Source organism: uncultured Phycicoccus sp. (genome assembly GCF_947495705.1).
GTDB lineage: Bacteria > Actinomycetota > Actinomycetes > Actinomycetales > Dermatophilaceae > Phycicoccus.
Genome location: NZ_CANLZR010000001.1, coordinates 109,207 through 126,792, shown reverse-complemented (window position 1 = coordinate 126,792; position 17,586 = coordinate 109,207). Strand labels below are relative to the sequence as shown.

20 protein-coding genes are annotated in these 17,586 nt (G+C 73.2%); 7 read left to right on the top strand and 13 right to left on the bottom strand.

The features are described from left to right. The first annotated feature begins 101 nt into the window (after window positions 1–101). On the top strand, window positions 102–689 hold the full coding sequence (locus tag Q0963_RS00625; protein ID WP_299440948.1) for an AAA family ATPase: 588 nt from the start codon (window positions 102–104) through the stop codon (window positions 687–689). Here Q0963_RS00625 and Q0963_RS00620 read toward each other — a convergent pair. From Q0963_RS00620 to moeB, 3 genes are all read right to left on the bottom strand, one after another. Further along, a complete protein-coding gene (locus tag Q0963_RS00620; protein WP_299440945.1) occupies window positions 681–2,174 on the bottom strand; it encodes an HNH endonuclease signature motif containing protein in 1,494 nt (497 codons plus the stop codon). The genes Q0963_RS00625 and Q0963_RS00620 overlap by 9 nt on opposite strands. Before the next feature lie 104 nt (window positions 2,175–2,278). After that, entirely contained in the window at window positions 2,279–2,710 is a 432-nt protein-coding gene (locus Q0963_RS00615; protein WP_299440942.1) for a DUF1810 domain-containing protein, read from the bottom strand. A 26-nt stretch (window positions 2,711–2,736) separates the two neighbouring features. Continuing rightward, on the bottom strand, window positions 2,737–3,921 hold the full coding sequence (gene moeB / locus Q0963_RS00610) for a molybdopterin-synthase adenylyltransferase MoeB (RefSeq protein WP_299440939.1): 1,185 nt from the start codon (window positions 3,919–3,921) through the stop codon (window positions 2,737–2,739). A 93-nt stretch (window positions 3,922–4,014) separates the two neighbouring features. On the opposite strand from moeB, the gene Q0963_RS00605 reads away from it, so the two are divergent. The 3 genes from Q0963_RS00605 to Q0963_RS00595 all read left to right on the top strand — a co-directional run bounded on the left by Q0963_RS00605 (window position 4,015) and on the right by Q0963_RS00595 (window position 5,367). After that, the gene (locus Q0963_RS00605; RefSeq protein WP_299440936.1) at window positions 4,015–4,635 is read left to right on the top strand and encodes a TetR/AcrR family transcriptional regulator; all 621 of its coding nucleotides are present in this window, start codon (window positions 4,015–4,017) and stop codon (window positions 4,633–4,635) included. 88 nt (window positions 4,636–4,723) lie between these two features. Continuing rightward, on the top strand, window positions 4,724–4,951 hold the full coding sequence (locus tag Q0963_RS00600; protein WP_299440931.1) for a DUF3107 domain-containing protein: 228 nt from the start codon (window positions 4,724–4,726) through the stop codon (window positions 4,949–4,951). A gap of 149 nt (window positions 4,952–5,100) precedes the next feature. Then, complete coding sequence (locus Q0963_RS00595; protein WP_299440929.1) at window positions 5,101–5,367, top strand: GlsB/YeaQ/YmgE family stress response membrane protein; 267 nt, start codon at window positions 5,101–5,103, stop codon at window positions 5,365–5,367. A gap of 94 nt (window positions 5,368–5,461) precedes the next feature. Here Q0963_RS00595 and Q0963_RS00590 read toward each other — a convergent pair whose 3' ends face one another. Then, window positions 5,462–6,151 (bottom strand): ferritin-like fold-containing protein, encoded by a 690-nt coding sequence (locus Q0963_RS00590; protein ID WP_299440927.1) that lies wholly within the window; start codon window positions 6,149–6,151, stop codon window positions 5,462–5,464. Between the two features lie 180 nt (window positions 6,152–6,331). On the opposite strand from Q0963_RS00590, the gene Q0963_RS00585 reads away from it, so the two are divergent. Beyond that, window positions 6,332–7,918: a DEAD/DEAH box helicase gene (locus Q0963_RS00585; RefSeq protein WP_299440924.1), complete on the top strand. Its 1,587-nt coding sequence runs from the start codon at window positions 6,332–6,334 to the stop codon at window positions 7,916–7,918. A gap of 122 nt (window positions 7,919–8,040) precedes the next feature. On the opposite strand, the gene Q0963_RS00580 is transcribed toward Q0963_RS00585, so the two are convergent. The 3 genes from Q0963_RS00580 to Q0963_RS00570 all read right to left on the bottom strand — a co-directional run bounded on the left by Q0963_RS00580 (window position 8,041) and on the right by Q0963_RS00570 (window position 10,910). After that, the gene (locus Q0963_RS00580; protein WP_299440921.1) at window positions 8,041–9,096 is read right to left on the bottom strand and encodes an NAD(P)-dependent alcohol dehydrogenase; all 1,056 of its coding nucleotides are present in this window, start codon (window positions 9,094–9,096) and stop codon (window positions 8,041–8,043) included. Window positions 9,097–9,186: 90 nt separating this feature from the next. Continuing rightward, window positions 9,187–9,960 carry a ParA family protein gene (locus Q0963_RS00575; RefSeq protein ID WP_299440918.1) on the bottom strand — a complete coding sequence of 258 codons (774 nt, stop codon included), beginning with the start codon at window positions 9,958–9,960 and terminating at the stop codon, window positions 9,187–9,189. A 44-nt stretch (window positions 9,961–10,004) separates the two neighbouring features. After that, complete coding sequence (locus Q0963_RS00570) at window positions 10,005–10,910, bottom strand: LysR family transcriptional regulator (RefSeq protein ID WP_299440915.1); 906 nt, start codon at window positions 10,908–10,910, stop codon at window positions 10,005–10,007. Between the two features lie 76 nt (window positions 10,911–10,986). Between Q0963_RS00570 and Q0963_RS00565 the strand changes: the two genes are divergently transcribed. Further along, window positions 10,987–11,253, top strand: a complete 267-nt coding sequence (locus tag Q0963_RS00565) for a hypothetical protein (RefSeq protein ID WP_299440912.1) — start codon at window positions 10,987–10,989, stop codon at window positions 11,251–11,253. 10 nt (window positions 11,254–11,263) lie between these two features. Here the strand turns inward: Q0963_RS00565 and Q0963_RS00560 are convergent, their stop codons facing one another. Then, a complete protein-coding gene (locus Q0963_RS00560; RefSeq protein ID WP_299440909.1) occupies window positions 11,264–11,701 on the bottom strand; it encodes a VOC family protein in 438 nt (145 codons plus the stop codon). A gap of 103 nt (window positions 11,702–11,804) precedes the next feature. On the opposite strand from Q0963_RS00560, the gene Q0963_RS00555 reads away from it, so the two are divergent. Beyond that, window positions 11,805–12,665, top strand: coding sequence for a methylenetetrahydrofolate reductase (locus Q0963_RS00555; protein WP_299440906.1), 861 nt, complete (start codon window positions 11,805–11,807; stop codon window positions 12,663–12,665). Here Q0963_RS00555 and Q0963_RS00550 read toward each other — a convergent pair. The 5 genes from Q0963_RS00550 to Q0963_RS00530 are packed head-to-tail and all read right to left on the bottom strand — an operon-like array spanning window position 12,604 to window position 17,554. Then, window positions 12,604–13,236 carry a DUF1638 domain-containing protein gene (locus tag Q0963_RS00550; RefSeq protein WP_299440903.1) on the bottom strand — a complete coding sequence of 211 codons (633 nt, stop codon included), beginning with the start codon at window positions 13,234–13,236 and terminating at the stop codon, window positions 12,604–12,606. The genes Q0963_RS00555 and Q0963_RS00550 overlap by 62 nt on opposite strands. Before the next feature lie 31 nt (window positions 13,237–13,267). After that, complete coding sequence (locus Q0963_RS00545; RefSeq protein WP_299440900.1) at window positions 13,268–15,241, bottom strand: ASKHA domain-containing protein; 1,974 nt, start codon at window positions 15,239–15,241, stop codon at window positions 13,268–13,270. Then, complete coding sequence (locus Q0963_RS00540) at window positions 15,238–16,128, bottom strand: dihydropteroate synthase (RefSeq protein ID WP_299440897.1); 891 nt, start codon at window positions 16,126–16,128, stop codon at window positions 15,238–15,240. Before Q0963_RS00540 ends, Q0963_RS00545 begins: the two co-directional genes overlap by 4 nt. Continuing rightward, window positions 16,125–16,790, bottom strand: coding sequence for a corrinoid protein (locus Q0963_RS00535; protein WP_299440894.1), 666 nt, complete (start codon window positions 16,788–16,790; stop codon window positions 16,125–16,127). Before Q0963_RS00535 ends, Q0963_RS00540 begins: the two co-directional genes overlap by 4 nt. Next, window positions 16,787–17,554 carry an IclR family transcriptional regulator gene (locus tag Q0963_RS00530; protein WP_299440891.1) on the bottom strand — a complete coding sequence of 256 codons (768 nt, stop codon included), beginning with the start codon at window positions 17,552–17,554 and terminating at the stop codon, window positions 16,787–16,789. Before Q0963_RS00530 ends, Q0963_RS00535 begins: the two co-directional genes overlap by 4 nt. Between the last annotated feature and the right edge of the window lie 32 nt (window positions 17,555–17,586).

The following is a 17,586-nucleotide window of genomic DNA, read 5'->3' as shown; positions in this document are numbered from 1 at the left end:
CGCCGCCCCGACATCCCCGACCGGTCGGCTCGCACACCGCTCTGACCGAGCCGGCCGCCCCGCAGCGCTCTGGTGATGGAAAAGCCCTGTTGGATGGTCGTATGACGAATCCTGACAAGGGCGTCTCGCAGGCCGGCGCGCACGCACCAATGCTGTTGGTGGTCTCAGGGCGCGCCGGGACCGGCAAGACCACCCTCGCCAAGGCACTCTGCCAACGCTGGAAGACGTGCTATCTCCGTGTCGACGCCGCGGAGGCGGCGCTGGGCCCCACGGGACTTCGGGCGGGGACCGAGGGCTATGCGGTGATTCACGAGCTCGCTGTCTCCAACCTTCTTCTCGGCCTCGACGTCGTCGTGGACGCCGTCAACCCGGTTCCGGCGGCACGGTCCGGGTGGCGTGAGGCGTCAGACCGCGCGGGGGCCCGACTCGTCCACGTCGAGACCTCACTCGCCGACGGTGCCGAGCATCGTCGACGGGTGGAGGGGCGTCGTGCTGACATCCCGGGACACGTGGCGCCCTCGTGGGATGACGTCATCGGCGACGGGTGGGTCCCGTGGGACGAGGCCCGGGACGGCGTGCGGGTTCTGGTCGACACGAGGAACGCCCTCGACGCCTTCGACGCCGTGCGGAACCTCCGCGACGTCAAGCCGCCGCCGCTGACGTCGTCCGGGACGGGCGGCTCACAGTAGTGACGGGGCCGCCACGGGGGCGGTCCCCGGCTGCGTGCCGGGCAGGGCGCGGTGGGCTGGTTCGGTGACGCGGGTGCGGCCGTCGCGGCCGTGCCACGTGAGGGTGCCGTCCTGGGACAGGGACGGTCGCCAGATGCCGAGCTGTTTCATCCGGTGATGTCGCCGGCACAACGCGACGAGGTTGGCCGGGGTGGTGGGTCCGGTGGGCCACGGCCTGACGTGGTCGAGGTCGCACCGTTCGGCGGGGCGGGCGCAGCCCCACATCCGGCAGGTCCCGTCACGGGCGGTGACGAACCGGGCGACCTTCGTGGGGACCGTGTAGGCGGTGCTGGTGTGGTCGATCTGGGTGCCGGTGGCGGCGTCGAGGACCGCGCGGGCGACGTCGACCGGCAGGGTCTGCAGGATCCCGGCGACGGTGCCGGCCTCGACCCAGCCGAGTCCGGCCAGCTGGGTCCCGGAGACCGCGACCCCGGGCGTGACCTGCGCCATCGGCGCCCCGAACGCCGACGGGTCGTCGTGCAGGTCGCGCTCGTACCAGGACAGCTCCGCCTGCGTCTCGGGCGGGAGGTCGCCGATGCGGACCCACTCGCCGGTGACGGCGTCGACGATGGTCTCGTCCGGGTCGCGCGGCACGACGTCCGTCACGGTCTGAGCGGGTGCCGGGTCGGCGACGCCGGTCACGACCGGGACCCCGAGGGTGACCTGCGCGGTCACGGTGACGTTGCGCAGGACGAGGTCGGTGAAGGCGTCGGCGCGGGACTCCGGCACCGACAGCGTCCCGTCGACCTGGCGGTACTGCCCGGCGAGGGACTCCACCGCCGACAGCATCGCCGCCGACGTCGCCGTCGGCAGGAGCGCGGACCACTCCGTCAACCCGTCGTCCCCGGCCCGAACCTCCACACACCGGCTGCGCGCGGCCTTCGCGTCGCGGGCGGCGACCTGGTCGGCCGCGACCCGTGCTGCGATGCGGCGCGCCTCCGACATGACCCGAGCCGGGTCGAGAGACGGGAGCCGGGGTGCGAGCTCGGCATCGACCCGGCCGCAGGCGTCGACGTCGAGGCCGGTCGTCGCGTCGAGGACCTTGTGCGCACTGCTCGCCGGCACGGCACCCTCCACGAGGAGGTCGAGGACGCGCGGGAAGCGTTCGGACAGGTCCGCCCCGAGCCGGACCTTGCGCCCGGCCAGGCCCTCGGTCACCCCGGCCTCCATCGCGACCATCGACGGGGACATCGGGTCGACGAACCCGAGTGGATGCACCCGCTCCACCGGGCCCGGCCCGCCCAGCCGGACCTCGACCCGCGCACCCAGAGCGGCCGCGACCGCCTGTGCCCCCTCGGCCGCATTGACCAGTCCCTGCAGCTCACCCGCGACCTCGAACGCCTCGTCGGCGGCCAGCCCCCGGCCCCCGTCGGCCAGCTCGCGACCCACCGCGGCGCACTCCACCCGGAGTGCCGCGATGCGGCTGCTGAGCCTCCCCCTGTCCATGCCTCATCGTACTCGAACACGCGTACGAGGGCAAGCATCCATCCACAGGGATCTGGCTCCGGGAGAACCGAAGTGCGCTGATCCGAGCCGGTGCCCGGAGCGCCTCACCCGCCGACGAGCCGCACCGTCCGGTGGTCCTCCAGGCCGCTGAAGTACTGGTCCAGGACCTCCCGGAACGGCTCGTCACCGGACTCCCCGGCGGCGAGCGCGAAGAGCGTCATCGAGGACCGGAGCTTCACCGCGTCGATGTCGCCGAGGACCGCGACCGGGTCGTGCCCGTCGAGGTCCAGGAGGGCTTCGACGCAGGCGAACAGCCGCGGCCCGAGGACCGGGTGGTCGAGGTAGGCCCGGGCCTCCTCGAGACCGGTGATCCCGTACATCTGCGACGTGGGGCTCATCCCGAGCCCGGCGATCTGCGGGAACACGAACCACATCCAGTGCCCCCGCTTGCGGCCGGCCCGCAGCTCCGCGAGCGCCGCGTCGTACGTGCCGCCGGAGTCCTGGGCGGCGACGAACCTCGTCAGGTCGTGACCCATCCCCCCATCGTGCCTGCGCCGGCGTCTCAGTACGTCGGGACGGACGGGTCGACCTCGCGCGACCACGCGAGGATGCCGCCCACGACGTCGACGGCGTCCACCCCGCGGGCCCGCAGCAGGTCGACGGCCTCGGCCGAGCGGATCCCCGACTTGCAGAACACGTACACCCGCCCGGGCGCCGGCGGCTGCTCCCCCGCCCGCACCCGCGCCATCGGCATCGCCTCGGACCCCGGGATCGCGGCGACGTCGCGCTCCCCGGGCTCACGGACGTCGAGGAGCACGAAGTCCTCGCTCCCGGCGGCGCGGTCACGCAGCAGGGTGGCGAGCGCCGCGACGTCGACCCCGGGTCGGTCCGCGGGGGCGGCCGACCCGGCGCCGGGGCTCGGGTCCGCGGGTGTCGTCGCCCACCCCAACGGCCGGGCCGCGTCGGCCCCGGCACCGCACACCCGGCACCCCGGGTCGCGCCGCACCGGCAGCGCGTCCCAGGTCTGGCGCAGTGCGTCGTGGACGAGGAGGCGGCCGACCAGGGCCTCCCCGGTCCCGGTGACGAGCTTGACCGCCTCGGTCGCCATGACCGACCCGACCGAGGCGCACACCGCCCCGAGCACCCCGCCGACCGCGCACGACGGCACGGCGTCGGGAGCCGGCTGCTGCGGGAAGACGCAGGCGTAGCAGGGCCCCTCGCCCGCCCACCACACCGAGACCTGGCCGTCGAAGCGGTACACCGACCCCCATACGTGCGGGATGCCGAGTCGGGCGCAGGCGTCGCCGACGAGGTAGCGGGTCGGGAAGTTGTCGGCACCGTCGAGGACGAGGTCGTAGTCGGCGAGCACGTCCATCGCCGTCAGCGCGTCGAGGCGGGCGTGGTGGCGGACGACCCGGGTGTCGGGCGAGATCGCCCTCACCGCCTCGGCGGCGGAGTCGACCTTGGGGCGCCCCACGTCGGCGACCCCGTGGACGACCTGACGCTGGAGGTTGGTGGACTCCACGACGTCGTCGTCGACGACCCCGATGGTCCCCACCCCGGCGGCCGCCAGGTACAGCAGCGCCGGCGACCCCAGGCCTCCCGCCCCGACGACGAGCACCCGGGCGGCGCGGAGCCGCCGCTGTCCGTCGACGCCGAGGTCGGGCAGCAGCAGGTGCCGGGCGAAGCGGGTCCGCTCCGCCGCGGTGAGCTCGGGACCGAGCGGCACCAGCGGGGGTCGCGCCATGCCCGGAACGTAACACCCACCGCCGCGTCGGGGTCGCGCCGGAGCTACCCGTCCGTAGGATGACGGGGCACTGCCGCCACGGCCGGAGGACCCATGACGAGCTCGACCCCCACCCGCAGCACCCGGATGCCCCGGAGCGAGCGGCGCGCCCAGCTGCTCGAGGCCGCTCAGGCGGTGTTCGTCCAGTCCGGCTACCACGCTGCCGCGATGGACGAGATCGCCGAGCGGGCCGGTGTCTCCAAGCCCGTGCTCTACCAGCACTTCCCCGGCAAGCTCGACCTGTACCTCGCGCTACTCGACACCCACTGCGAGACCCTCGAGCAGCTCGTCCGGCACGCCCTCGAGACCACCGACGGCGACAACGAGGTCCGGGTGCGGGCCACCGTCGCCGCGTACTTCGACTTCGTGACCCGCGAGGACGCCTCCTTCCGGATGGTCTTCGAGTCCGACCTCACGAGCGTCCCCCAGGTGCGGGCGCGCCTGGACTCCCTCGAGATGACGTGCGCCGAGGCCATCTCCGACGTCATCGCCGAGGACACCGGGGCCGACGAGGAGCGGGCGCTGCTCCTCGGCTCCGCGCTGGCCGGGATGGCCCAGGTCGCGGCCCGGCACTGGCTGGCCCAGGACAGCGGGATCCCGGAGCCGGAGGCGGCCTCGATCATCAGCATGCTCGCCTGGCGGGGACTCGGCTCCTTCCCCAAGGTGGGCGACTGAGCCGGCCCTCCCGGGCGCGGGTTAGCCTGAGCACGATCCGGGCGCGGGACCCCGCGCCCACCCCCGATCCAGCGAAAGGTCGTGCCCCGTGGAGGTCACCATCGGTGTCCAGAACGTCTCTCGTGAGCTCACCGTCGAGACCGACGCCGCGCCCGCCGAGGTCGCCAAGGCCGTCGACGCCGCGCTCGCCGCGCCCGATGGCATCCTCCGCCTCGTCGACAGCAAGGGCCGCACGGTGCTCGTCCCCGGTCGCGCCGTCGGCTGGGTCCAGGTGGGCGAGTCCGAGAAGGGCAAGGTCGGCTTCGCGGCGCAGTGACGCGCGGCGACGACCCCGTCGGCCGACCAGCGCCGACGCCGCCGCAAACTGGTCTGCACGCGACGCCGTGATGCCCGCGTCGACCCTCTAAAGTCGTCGTCGTGGGGCCGGGACATCCGGCCCTATTCGTCCGCCTCGGAAGGAGAACCGTGTCCATCATCGGTTCGATCATCGCCGGCATCATCGTCGGCATCATCGCCCGCCTCGTCCTGCCCGGCCGTCAGGCCATCGGGTGGGTCATGACCATCGTCCTGGGCATCCTCGGCGCGATCATCGGGTGGTTCCTCGCCGGAGCACTCGGTGTCGAGAGCACGAGCGGTGTCGACTGGATCCGCTGGATCCTCTCGGTCATCGTCGCCGCCATCCTCATCGTCGGTTACGAGCGTTTCACCGCCCGCAAGGGCGTGTCCCACTGACGTCGGGCAACCCCCGACGCTGACCTTTCGAAGGTCGAGCGCGCGAGGGCCCCCGCCTGCTGGCGGGGGCCCTCGTGTGTCCGGGGGGTCGGGCTCAGGCCTCCAGGCCCATCCGGCTCATCCGCCTCTGGTGGTTGTCGGTGAGCCGGGTGAACATCCGCCCGACCTCACCGAGGTCGACCCCGCCTCCGACGAGCAGCGCCGACATCGCGTCCCGTTCGACGGCCACCGCCTGCGCCTGGGACAGGGCCTCCCCCAGGAGCCGCCGCCCCCACAGGGCCAGCCGGCCGGCCAGCGTGCGGTCGGTGTGGATCGAGTCCCGCACGATCTGGACGACGAACTCGGCATGCCCCTCGTCGTCGAGCGCGCTCTGCATGACGGTGCGGGTGTCCTCGTCGACGTACGCCGACATCTCGCGGTAGAAGTCCTTCGCGATGCCCTCGCCGACGTACGCCTTGACGAGCCCCTCGAGCCACCCCTTGGGCTTGGTCCGCTCGTGGTACACCGCGATCGGCGCGACGAACGGGGCCATCGCGGCCTCGGGGTCCATCCCGCGCGAGCGCATGTGCTCGACGAGGGTCTTGTAGTTGGCGTAGTCGGTGGCGGCCAGCTGACCCATCGCGGACTTCAGCGCGAGGGTCGGGGCGAGGTCGCAGTCGACCGCCATCCGGATGAACGCGGTGAGCTCGCCGTAGGCGAGCACGCCGAGCAGGTCGACGACCGCCGCCTGGTACTGGGGCTCGGCCTCGGTCTCCGGCACCTGCTCCTGCGGGCTGTCGTCCATGACGAACGAGCCTAACCGGTACCCTGGGTCCGTCCACGGTGCCCGGTCGGCACGAACGTGAGTGAACGTCATTGGGCGGTGCCGGAGTCCACGGAGTCCGAGCCCGCCCCCGAAGACCCCCGATCGGCCCGCAGCCACTGCGCTGGCGCACCTGCGCGCCTGCCGACCGGAAAGAAGTCCATGACCGACGTCACCGACGCCCCGATCGAGACCACCGACGCCCCCGTCGCCCCCGCACCCGAGCCGACCTTCGCCGACTTCGCCGTCCACCCGGACATCGTCGCGGCGCTGGCCGAGGCCGGGATCATCACCCCGTTCCCCATCCAGTCGATGACGATGCCGGTGGCCCTCGGCGGCCACGACATCATCGGCCAGGCCAAGACCGGCACGGGCAAGACCCTCGGGTTCGGCATCCCGATCCTCAACCGCGTCATCGCCCCCGGCGACGACGCCTTCGCCGACCTGCACGCCGCGGGCCAGCCGCAGGCCCTCGCCGTCGCCCCGACCCGCGAGCTCGCGGTCCAGGTGGCCGGCGACCTCGAGCGCGCCGGCAAGAAGCGCGGCATCCGCGTCCTCACCGTCTACGGCGGCCGCGCGTACGAGCCGCAGATCGAGGCGCTGCGCCGCGGCGTCGAGGTCGTCGTCGGCACCCCGGGCCGGCTCATCGACCTGGCCCAGCAGGGCCACCTCAAGCTCGGCAACGCGCGCATCGTCGTCCTCGACGAGGCCGACGAGATGCTCGACCTCGGCTTCCTGCCCGACGTCGAGAAGATCCTCGCGATGACCCCCGCGGGCCGCCAGACGATGCTCTTCTCGGCGACCATGCCGGGCGCCGTCGTCACCCTGGCCCGCCGCTACATGAACCAGCCGACCCACATCCGCGCGATGGGCGACGACCAGGAGAACGCGCACACGGTCAAGGCAGTCGAGCAGTTCGTCTACCGCGCCCACGCGATGGACAAGGTCGAGATGCTCGCCCGGATGCTCCAGGCGAAGGACCGCGGCCTGACGATCGTCTTCAGCCGCACCAAGCGCACCGCCGCCAAGGTGGCCGACGACCTCGCCGAGCGCGGCTTCGCCGCCGCCGCCATCCACGGCGACCTCGGCCAGGGCGCCCGCGAGCAGGCGCTGCGGGCCTTCCGCAACGGCAAGGTCGACATCCTCGTCGCCACCGACGTCGCGGCCCGCGGCATCGACGTCGACAACGTCACCCACGTCATCAACTACCAGTGCCCCGAGGACGAGAAGACCTACCTGCACCGCATCGGGCGCACCGCCCGCGCGGGCAACACCGGCATCGCGGTGACCTTCGTCGACTGGGACGACCTGCACCGCTGGGCCATGATCAACAAGGTCCTCGACCTCGGCATCCCCGAGCCGCTCGAGACCTACTCGTCCTCGCCGCACCTGTACTCCGACCTCGAGATCCCCGAGGGCGCCAAGGGTCGGCTGCCGAGGTCGGCGCGGACCCGTGAGGGCCTGGACGCCGAGCGTCTCGAGGACCTCGGCGAGACCGGCAAGTCCGCCGCGCGCGGCGGCGGCGGCGGTGGGCGCGGCGGCGACCGCGGCGGCGACCGCGGCGGACGCGGCACCGGCGGCGGTCGTGGCGACCGGGGCGGCCGCAGTGACGCCGGCCCCGGTCGCGGCGAGCGGACCGAGAACCGTGGCGGCGGCGGCGAGCGGGCCGAGGGCGACCGCCCTCGCCGGCGCCGCAACCGGCGCCGCACCCACGGCGGCGAGCCGACCGGCAGCCAGCCCCAGGGCTGACCCGGCGGGGTCTTTCCCGAAAGCGGCACGCCCGGATCCGGGACGTGCCACGCTGGACACGAGCGACGGCCGCCGGCCCCTACAGAGGGAGACCGACGGCCGTTCGCCGTGTCCGGGCCCGGTCAGCCGGCCGGGGTGATGGTGCTCGTGTCGATGACGTACCGGTAGCGCACCTTGGAGCCCACGACGTCGTCGTAGGCGCGGTCCACGTCGTCGGCCGAGATGACTTCGACGGTGGCGCCGATGCCGTGCTCGGCGCAGAAGTCGAGCATCTCCTGGGTGCCCTTGATCCCGCCGATGTTCGAGCCGGCGATGATCCGGTCGCCGCCGACGAGCGCGCCGAAGGACACCGACTGCGGGTTCTCGGGAAGACCGACGTTGACGAAGGCCCCGAACGGCTTGAGGAGGGCGAGGTAGCTGTCGACGGGGAGGTCCGCCGACACGGTGCAGATGATGACGTCGAAGGAGCCTTTCAGCTCGCTCCACGTCGAGTCCTCGCTCGTCGCGCGGTAGTCGGAGGCGCCGAAGGCCCGGCCGTCCTGCTCCTTGGACGTCGTCTGGGACAGCACCGTCACGTCGGCGCCCATCGCCGCGGCGAGCTTGACGGCCATGTGGCCGAGCCCGCCCATCCCGACGACGGCGACCTTCGTGCCGGGCCCGGCACCCCAGCGGCGGAGCGGGGTGTAGACGGTGATGCCGGCGCACAGCAGAGGCGCGGCCTCGTCCAGGGCGATCCCGTCGGGGATGCGGCACGTGAAGCGCTCGCTGACGACGGTCTCGCGGCTGTAGCCGCCGTAGGCCACCTCGCCGTCGGGGAACCTGTCGTTGTAGGTCCACACGGTCTTCTTCTCGCAGAAGTTCTCGTGGTCGGTCCGGCACATCTCGCACTCGCCGCAGGAGTCGACCATGCAGCCGACGCCGACGCGGTCGCCGACGGCGTAGCGGGTGACCTCGGGTCCGACCTCGGTCACGGTGCCGGCGATCTCGTGGCCGGGGACCATCGGGAAGAGCGCCGAGCCCCACTCCTCGCGGGCCTGGTGGATGTCGCTGTGGCAGATGCCCGCGTAGGCGATCTCGATACGGACGTCGTCGGGGCGCAGGTCGCGTCGCTCGATGGTGCCCTGGCGGAACGCGCCCTTGGCCTCGTCGACGAGAATGGCGGAGGTGGTCGTGGTCATACTCCGACTCTAGGCAGCAGATCCCCGCGCGACCCAGCCCGTCCGCGCCGCGCGGCGGTGAACAGTCTCACCGCCTGCCACGGAATACGTTCAGAGCCGCTCCAGCAGGCTCGCGGCGACCTCGCGGTAGGCCTTCGCGCCCTTGGACGTGCGGGCGGTGGCCAGGATCGAGCGGCCCACCGCCGGCGCCTCGGCGAAGCGCACCGTCTTCGGGATCGGCGGGCTGAGCACGGGCATCCCGTAGCGCTGCCCGACGTCCTCGAGCACCTCGCGGGAGTGGGTGCTGCGGCCGTCGTAGAGGGTCGGCAGGATGCCGATGACCTTGAGCTTCTTGTTGAGGATGCGCTTGACGTCGGCGACGGTGTCGAGCAGCTGGCCGACCCCGCGGTGGCTGAGCATCTCGCACGGCATCGGGACGATGAGGCCCTGCGCGGCGGTGAGCGCGTTGAGGGTGAGGACCCCCAGGCTCGGTGAGCAGTCGAGGATGATGACGTCGTAGCTGCGGCGCACGGGGTCCAGGGCGCTCTGCAGGACGTACTCGCGGGCCGGGCGCCCGAGCAGGACCGCCTCGGCGCCCGCCAGCTCGATCGAGCTGGGGACGAGGTCGACGCCGTCCTCGCAGGTCTGGACGACGTCGGCGAGCTCCGCCCCGCCCAGGAGGACGTCGTGGATCGAGGCGTCGACGGTGTCGGGGTCGACGCCGAGGCTGAAGGTCAGGCAGGCCTGGGGGTCGAGGTCGACGAGGAGTACCCGCTTGCCCGCCTCGGCGAACGCGGCGCCGAGCGAGGCCACCGACGTCGTCTTGGCGACCCCGCCCTTCTGGTTGGCCAGGGCGATGATCGTGGCCTTGCGCGAGGGCGGCATCGAGCGAGCCTTTCGGAGGGGAGGGCGGGGACGGACCGATTCTGTCACCCGGGCCGGTACGAGCCCGACCCGAGGATGAAACGCCGGAACGCCTCGGCCGATGGCAGCAGCGGCCGTCGCTCCAGCCAGGCGAGCCCGACCTCCCGCTCGGCGCCCGCGTCGGTGAGCGGGACGAGCCGGGCGCGGGCGAACGTCGTCGGCCCGCGCAGCCCCTGCGCCGGGACGACGGCGACCCCGAGACCGGCTGCGACGAAGCCCCGGATGGTGGGCAGGTCCTCGGCCTCGATGGCGACCTGCGGTTCGAACCCGGCGGCCCGGCACAGCTCGCGGACCTGCTCGCGCATCCCCGAGGGTGCGGCCCGCATGACGAACGGCTCGTCGGCGACCTCGGCCAGGCCGACCCGGTCCCGCCTCGCGAGCGGGTGGCCCAGCGCCACGGCGAGGACGAGCGGCTCGACGAGCACGGACTGCCAGGTGACCCCCTGGCCGGCCACCCGGTGCGCGGTGAGCTCGAGGTCGGCCCGGCGGGTGGCGAGCTCGGTGGAGATCCGGCCGTGCTCGCCGACCGACGTCCGTTCCAGCGCGACCCCGACCCGGGGGTGCCGGCGCCGGAACTCGCCGACGAGCCCAGGGACGAGCCAGCTACCGAGGCTCAGCGGGAAGGCGAGGGTGACGACGCCGCTCTCGGGGTCGACGAGCTCGGTGACGGCGGCGAGCCCGTCGTCGAGGTCGTTGACGAGCGCGTCGACGTGCCGTTTGAAGGCGGCACCCGCGTGCGTCATCCGCAGCACGCGGCCCTGTCGGTGCAGCAGCGGGGTCCCGACCTCCTGCTCGAGGCGGCGCAGCGCCCGCGAGACGCCGGGCTGGCTCACCCCGAAGACGTCACTGACCTCGGTGACCGTGTAGCCGTCGGCGACGAGCTGGAACCAGCGCAGCGCATCGGTCTCCATTCCATGACGATATCGCATACGACGTATGTTCGGCATTCATTGGACGCATGGTTTCGAACGACGCAAACTAGTGGACATGACGAAGAACACCGCCCTCTGGACCACTGTCAAGGACGACCTCCGCGAGCGCCGCGCCCAGCGCGCTGCTGCCCGCCAGCTGCGTTCCGACCTGTCCGCCTACCGCACCCCGGCCGAGATCGAGGACCTCCTCGCGATGGTCGACACCCAGGAGGCCGCCGGCCGCAGCATCGCCGAGGCTCCGGTCATCCGCAGCATCCTCAGCGAGAACCTCCAGGAGTTCTACCGCTCCCAGACGCCCGTGCGTCGCGCCGCCGGCTTCTGAGCCGACCGGCTCAGCCGCGCGGCGTCGGGTCGGTGCCCGGGACCACCCTGCGCCCGATCGGGCCAGGGTTCCACGCCACCTCCCAGCGCACGCCGTCGGGGTCGGCGAAGTAGCCGGTGTAGCCGCCCCACTCCCTGTCGGTCGCCCGACCGACCTCAGCCCCCGCACGCGCGGCGAGTGACAGCACCTCGTCGACCTGTGCGGGGGTCTCGACGTTGTGCGCGAGGGTGAACGGCAGCAGTCCCTGGCCCTGGACGGCCCGCCCGCCCACCTCCGCCTCGAAGGCGGCCCGGTCCCACAGCGCGAACACCAGGCGGGGCCCCGCGTCGAACATCACGACCTCCGGGTCGTCGAGCTCGGGCTCCCACCCCAGACCACCGACGTAGAAGCGCCGTGAGGTCGCGAGGTCAGCGACGGCAAGGGTGACGAACGAGATCCGCTGGTCCATCTGCCGAGCATCGCAGCCGGGCCGGACACCGGCGCTGGCGCCGTCACCCTGCCGCGTCCTACGCTGGGCCCTCTCTGGTGCGTATGACGAGACAGGTTGCCCCATGAGCAACGAGCTGCCGACCGTCGCGCTCGCCCGGCTCCTCGACGGCGCGCGGTACGAGGTGATGCCCACGCCCGCGATCGTCGAGTCCGTGGCCCGCCACGTCCCCCGCTCCGTCCCGGTCACCGTCACCGCCGCGCCCGGCAAGGGCCTCGAGGCCACCCTCGCGGTGGCGACCGACCTGGCCGGCGCCGGGTACCGGGTGGTCCCCCACCTCGCGGCGCGGATGGTGAGCGGGCGGTCCGAGCTCACCGAGATCGTGACCCGGCTCGGCGCCGCGGGCATCACCGACGTGTTCGTCCCCGGTGGCGATGCCGACCCCCCGGTGGGTGACTACGCCGCGGCCCTCGACCTGCTGCGCGACCTCGCCGAGTCGGAGCACCCCTTCACCCAGGTCGGCATCACCGGCTACCCCGAGTCGCACCCGACGATCGCGGACGACGTGACGATCCAGTCGATGTGGGACAAGCGCCGCTACGCGACCCACATCGTCTCGAACATGACCTTCGACGACGAGCACGTCGGCGCGTGGTGCGAGCGGATGCGGCGCCGCGGGGTCACCCTGCCCCTCCTCGTGGGGGTCCCCGGCCCCGTCGAGCGGGCCAAGCTGCTCGGCATGGCCGGCAAGATCGGTGTCGGCGAGTCACTGCGCTTCCTGCGCAAGCAGCGCTCGGTGTTCGCCCGGATCGCCTCCCCCGGGTTCTCCACCGACCGGTTCGTGCACCGGGTCGCCGCTCTCGCCGCGAACCCCTCGCTCGGCATCGAGGGCCTGCACGTCTTCACGTTCAACCAGGTCGAGGTCATCGAGGCCTGGCGCCGGCGGATGCTCGAGGAGGCGCTGGCGGCCGGCCGTCGCCGGTGACGAGCGCCGCGAGCGCACGGTCCAGGCCGCCCGGGCCCGTCGTCCGCACCTCCAGCGGCAGCCCGATCCGCTCGGCGGCCGCCTGTGCGAGCGTGCGCAGCTCGGTCCGCTCGGCCGGGTCGGTGGTCTGCACGAGCCAGACGACGCGGGTGTAGTGACGGAAGTAGTCGTCGCGCAGCTCGGGGTGGCGGTCGAGGCCGAGCTCGTGGACCACGGTGCGCGCGAACGACCTCACGAGGAAGTCGGTGAGCAGGTAGGTGCCCGGCTCCCGGGCGGTGAGGTCCTCCACGACGGTCGGGCCCGCGTACAGGTCGTAGCAGTGCAGCCCGGGCAGGCGCTGCACCCCCAGCCGCGCGCAGACCTCGTCCAGCGCCCCGTAGGTACCGCAGTCCGCGTACCCCACGGCGACCCGCGCGTACCGGCCGCGGAGGGACTGCACGAGGGCCTCGACCTCCCCGGCGATGCGCTCGGGGCGGTTGTGCAGCAGCGGCGGCAGCGGGTGCACGTCGAGCGGCCACCCGTGCCGGGCGGCGGCCTCGGCCGCGGGCTGGGCCAGCGCGCCACACGCCACGAGGGCGACCCGGTCGCCGGTGCCTGTCCCGTCAGCCGGGGAAGGCGAGCTGGTCGACGAACCGGTCGTTGAAGTCCGGGCGGTCGGAGAGCTCGACATAGCGCACCTCCTCGAGCAGCGCGTCGGCGCCGGCCCGCTCGCGAGCCGACAGCAGCACCATCTTCGCGCCCTCCCCAGCGACGTTGCCGGCGGAGACGATGCGCAGCACCGGCAGCCTCGGCACCAGCCCGATCCGCACCGCCGACGCGGGCGACAGGTAGGAGCCGAAGGAGCCGGCGAGCAGCACCTGCTGGATGTCCGAGGCGTCGATCCCCAGCTCCTCGAGCAGCAGCGACCACCCGGTCGAGATCGCTGCCTTGGCGAACTGGAGCTCGCGCACGTCACGCTGGGACAGGTACACGGACTCGGCGGCCGGGGCGTCGGGCTCGGGCCGGTGCAGCACGAAGACCCGCTCCCCGTCGCGCACCGTCGTGAGCCGGCCGGCGAGGGCGGGGGCGATCGTGGCAGCAGCCTCCTCGGGCACGAACCGGCCCGAGGCGTCGAGCAGACCGACCCGCACGAGCTCGGCGACGGCGTCGACGAGCCCGGACCCGCACAGACCCCGCGGCTCGACGTCCCCGATGACGCCGAGCACGACGGCGGCGTCGGGGTCGGTGGCGTCCGGCTCGAGCCGGATCACCTCGATCGCGCCGTCGGAGGCGCGCATGCCGCAGCGGATCGCCCCGCCCTCGAACGCCGGCCCGGCCGGGGCTGCGGTCGTGACGATGCGCTCGCCGTCGGTCAGGGCGATCTCGCAGTTCGTGCCGACGTCGATGAAGACCCGCACCCGCTTGTCGCGGTCGAGGCCGCTCGCGAGCATCCCGGCGACGATGTCGCCGCCGACGTACGCCCCGAGTGAGGGGAACACGACGACCCGGGCCCCGGGGTGCAGGGTGAGCCCGATGTCGTCGGCCCGCAGCACCGGCCACCGCGCGGCGACCTGGACGAAGGGCGCCACCCCGATCGACTCCGGGTCGACCCCGAGCAGCAGGGCGGTCATCGTCGCGTTGCCCGCGACGGCCACCTCGTAGACGCCGGCCGGGTCGACCTGGCCCTCGGCGCACACCTCGGCGGCGAGCTCGGCCAGCGTCTCGCGGGCCAGCGCCGAGAGCTTCCCCAGCGCCTCCGGGTCCATCATCGTGGCGCTGATCCGGGTGATGACGTCCCCGCCGAAGGGCTGCTGCCGGTTGAGCACCGACGACACGGCCACGGGGGTCCCCGTCTCGAGGTCGAGCAGGGTCGCGACGACGGTCGTCGTGCCGAGGTCGTAGGCGATCGCGTACCGACTACCCGTGGTGTCTCCAGGCTCGACGTCGATGAGGGTCTCGTCGACGACGACGGCGGTGACCTTGAAGTCGCTCTGCCGCAGGACCGTCGGCATCCGCCGCAGGGCGTACAGGTCGGGTTCGAGGGTGAGGTCGTCGACGGCGTCGCGGAGCCGGGCCAGGTCGGTGCGCTGGTCGGCGAGGGTCGGCTCGGTGAGCTCGACGTAGCGCTTCTGCACGGCGGGACGCAGGATCACCTGGCGCCCCACCCCCACCGTCGAGGCCTTGGGCCGGGTGACGAGCGGGGGCACCTCGACCCCGAGGTCGTGCCCCGCCCGGACGAGGCACGCGAGCCGCCAGCCGCCCTCGAGCTGCTCATCGGTGAAGGTGCGGCGGTCGTGACGGGTCACCGCGGCGGTGCCCGCCGTGAGCCGGACGCGGCACTTGCGGCACGTGCCGTGCCCGCCGCACGTCGAGTCGATGGCGATGCCGTTCCACGACGCGGCGTCGAACACCGAGACCCCCGGCGGCACCCGCACGGTGCGGTCGGCCGGGGCGAACGTCAGCGTGACCCGGCCGGTCCCGGCGGGCGCGTCCTCCGGCTCGCCGTCGAGCTGCGGCGGGCGTTCGAGCAGTCCCTCGCGCCGCAGGCCCTCGACGACGTCCTCGAACGGCGTCCCGGGTCCCCGGTCCCCGCTCACGGGCCGCCGGCGGCGGCCTCCGCCGCCTGCCGCGCCCGGTGCGCCGCGATCCAAGACATCCCCCACTCGTCGTTGCCGAGCAGGAGGTCGGCGGCCCGGACGGCGTCCACCACCTGCGGGGTGCGGGCGTCCATGATCGCGCTCGTCATCCCGGCCGACATCGCCAGCGGGAGCCAGGCGGCGTTGATCGCGTGTCGGTGCGGCATGCCGAAGCTGACGTTCGAGGCGCCGCACGTCGTGTTGAGCCCCCACCGTTCGCGGATGCCACGGATCGTCGCGAGCGTCTCGCGCCCGACGGTGGAGTCGGCGCCGATGGGCATGGCCAGCGGGTCGATGACGATGTCCTCGATCGCGATGCCGTACTCCTCGGTCGCGACCCGCACGATCTTCTCGGTGAGCACGAGCCGCTTCTCGGCCTCCATCGGAATCTCGTCCTCGTCGTTGGGGAGCGCGACGACGGCGGCGTCGTACTTCTTGACGAGCGGGAGGATCGCGGCGAGCCGGTCGTCCTCGGCGGTCACGGAGTTGACCAGGGCCCGGCCCTGGTAGGCGGCGAGCCCGGCCTCGAGCGCTTCGACGACCGAGGAGTCGATGCAGATCGGCAGGTCGGTGAGCCCCTGGACCATCGTGATCGCCTTGACGAGCAGCTCGGCCTCGTCGGTCAGCGGCACGCCCATGTTGATGTCGAGCACGTCGGCGCCCCCGGCGACCTGTGACGCGACGTCCTTGGCGATGATCGACAGGTCGCCCTCGCGCAGCGCCGCCTGGAGCACGGGACGGCCGGTGGGGTTGATCCGCTCGCCGATGACGCAGAACGGCCGGTCGGCGCCGAGGACGACCTCCTTGGTCGCCGAGCGCAGGACGGTGTGCCGCAACGGTGCAGTCATGCGGACACCCGGGCGCGGCGCTCGTGCAGCAGGGCCTTGGCGCGCTTGACCGTGGCGGAGGCGTCCGAGGCGTAGCCGTCGGCGCCCACGGCGTCCGCGTACTCCTGGGTGACCGGCGCACCGCCGACCATGACGATGACCGACTCGCGCAGCCCGGCCTTCTCGAGGGCGTTCATGTTCGCCTTGAACATCGGCATCGTCGTCGTGAGGAAGGCCGAGAAGCCGACGATGTCCGGCTGGTGCTCCTCGATGGCCGCGACGAACTTCTCCGGCGCCACCTGGACGCCGAGGTCGATCACCTCGAAGCCGGCGCCCTCGAGCATGATGTTGACGAGGTTCTTGCCGATGTCGTGCACGTCGCCCTTGACGGTGCCCATGAGGAACCGGCCGATGGTCTGGACGCCGGTGTCGGCGAGCAGGGGCCGCAGCACCTCCATCGACCCGGCCATGGCGCGGCCGGCGATGAGCATCTCGGGCACGAAGAAGTCGCCGCGCTCGAAACGCGCCCCCACCTCCTCGAGGGCCGGGATGAGCGCCTCGAACAGCAGGTCGCCCGGCATCATGTCCATGGCGAGCGCCTGGTGGGTGAGGTCGAGCACCGCAGGGGCGTTGCCGACGAGGGTCTCGTCGTACAGCCCCTTGAGGATGTCGTCGGGGGTCATGCGGCACCTTCCTGTGGGTGGTCCTCGAGCCGGGCCGAGAGGGCCGCGGCGTGGGTGGCGACGAGGGAGCCGGTGGCCGCGAGGCCGTCGGCGAGACGCGAGGTGGGGCCGGAGATGCCGAGGGCGGCGACGACGACGCCGCGCAGCCGGACCGGGGCCGCGATGCCAGTGAGCCCGGGCTCCAGCTCGTCGACGGTGGCGGCGAAGCCGGCCCGCCGGATGCCGGCCAGCTGCGCCGCCAGCGCGGCACCCGAGGTGAGGGCGGCTGTGGTGGGCCCGTCGAGGTGGCCGGACGGCACCGGCAGGGCCCCGTAGGCGTACAGGACCTTGCCCAGGGCCGAGCAGTGGGCGGGCACGTCGGTGCCCACCCAGTCGCGGGAGCCGAGGTAGTAGGCGGCGTCCACCTGCGCGACCTGGACGACGGTGCCGCGCCGGGGCACCCCGAGGTTGACCGTCTCCCCCGTCTGCTCGCCGAGCGCGCGCATCGTCGGGCCCGCCACCTCGGCGATGACGCGGTCGCCGGACCGGCGGGTGGCGTACAGGTCGAAGAGCGGACCGGGGGCCCAGGCGCCGGCGTCGTCGCGGGCGAGCAGCTCGGCGCGCTCGAGGGCCGCGAGCAACCGCGAGGTCGTGGAGCGGGCCAGGCCGGCGGCGTCCGCGAGCGCGGCGGCGGTGACCGGGTCGTCGCCACGGACGACGCGCGCGATGAGGTCGGCGGCCCGGTCGATGGACTGGGTGCCGGTGCTCGGGGTCGACGCCGTCACGCTGGGGATCCTCCTCGGGGGCCCGCTCGGGA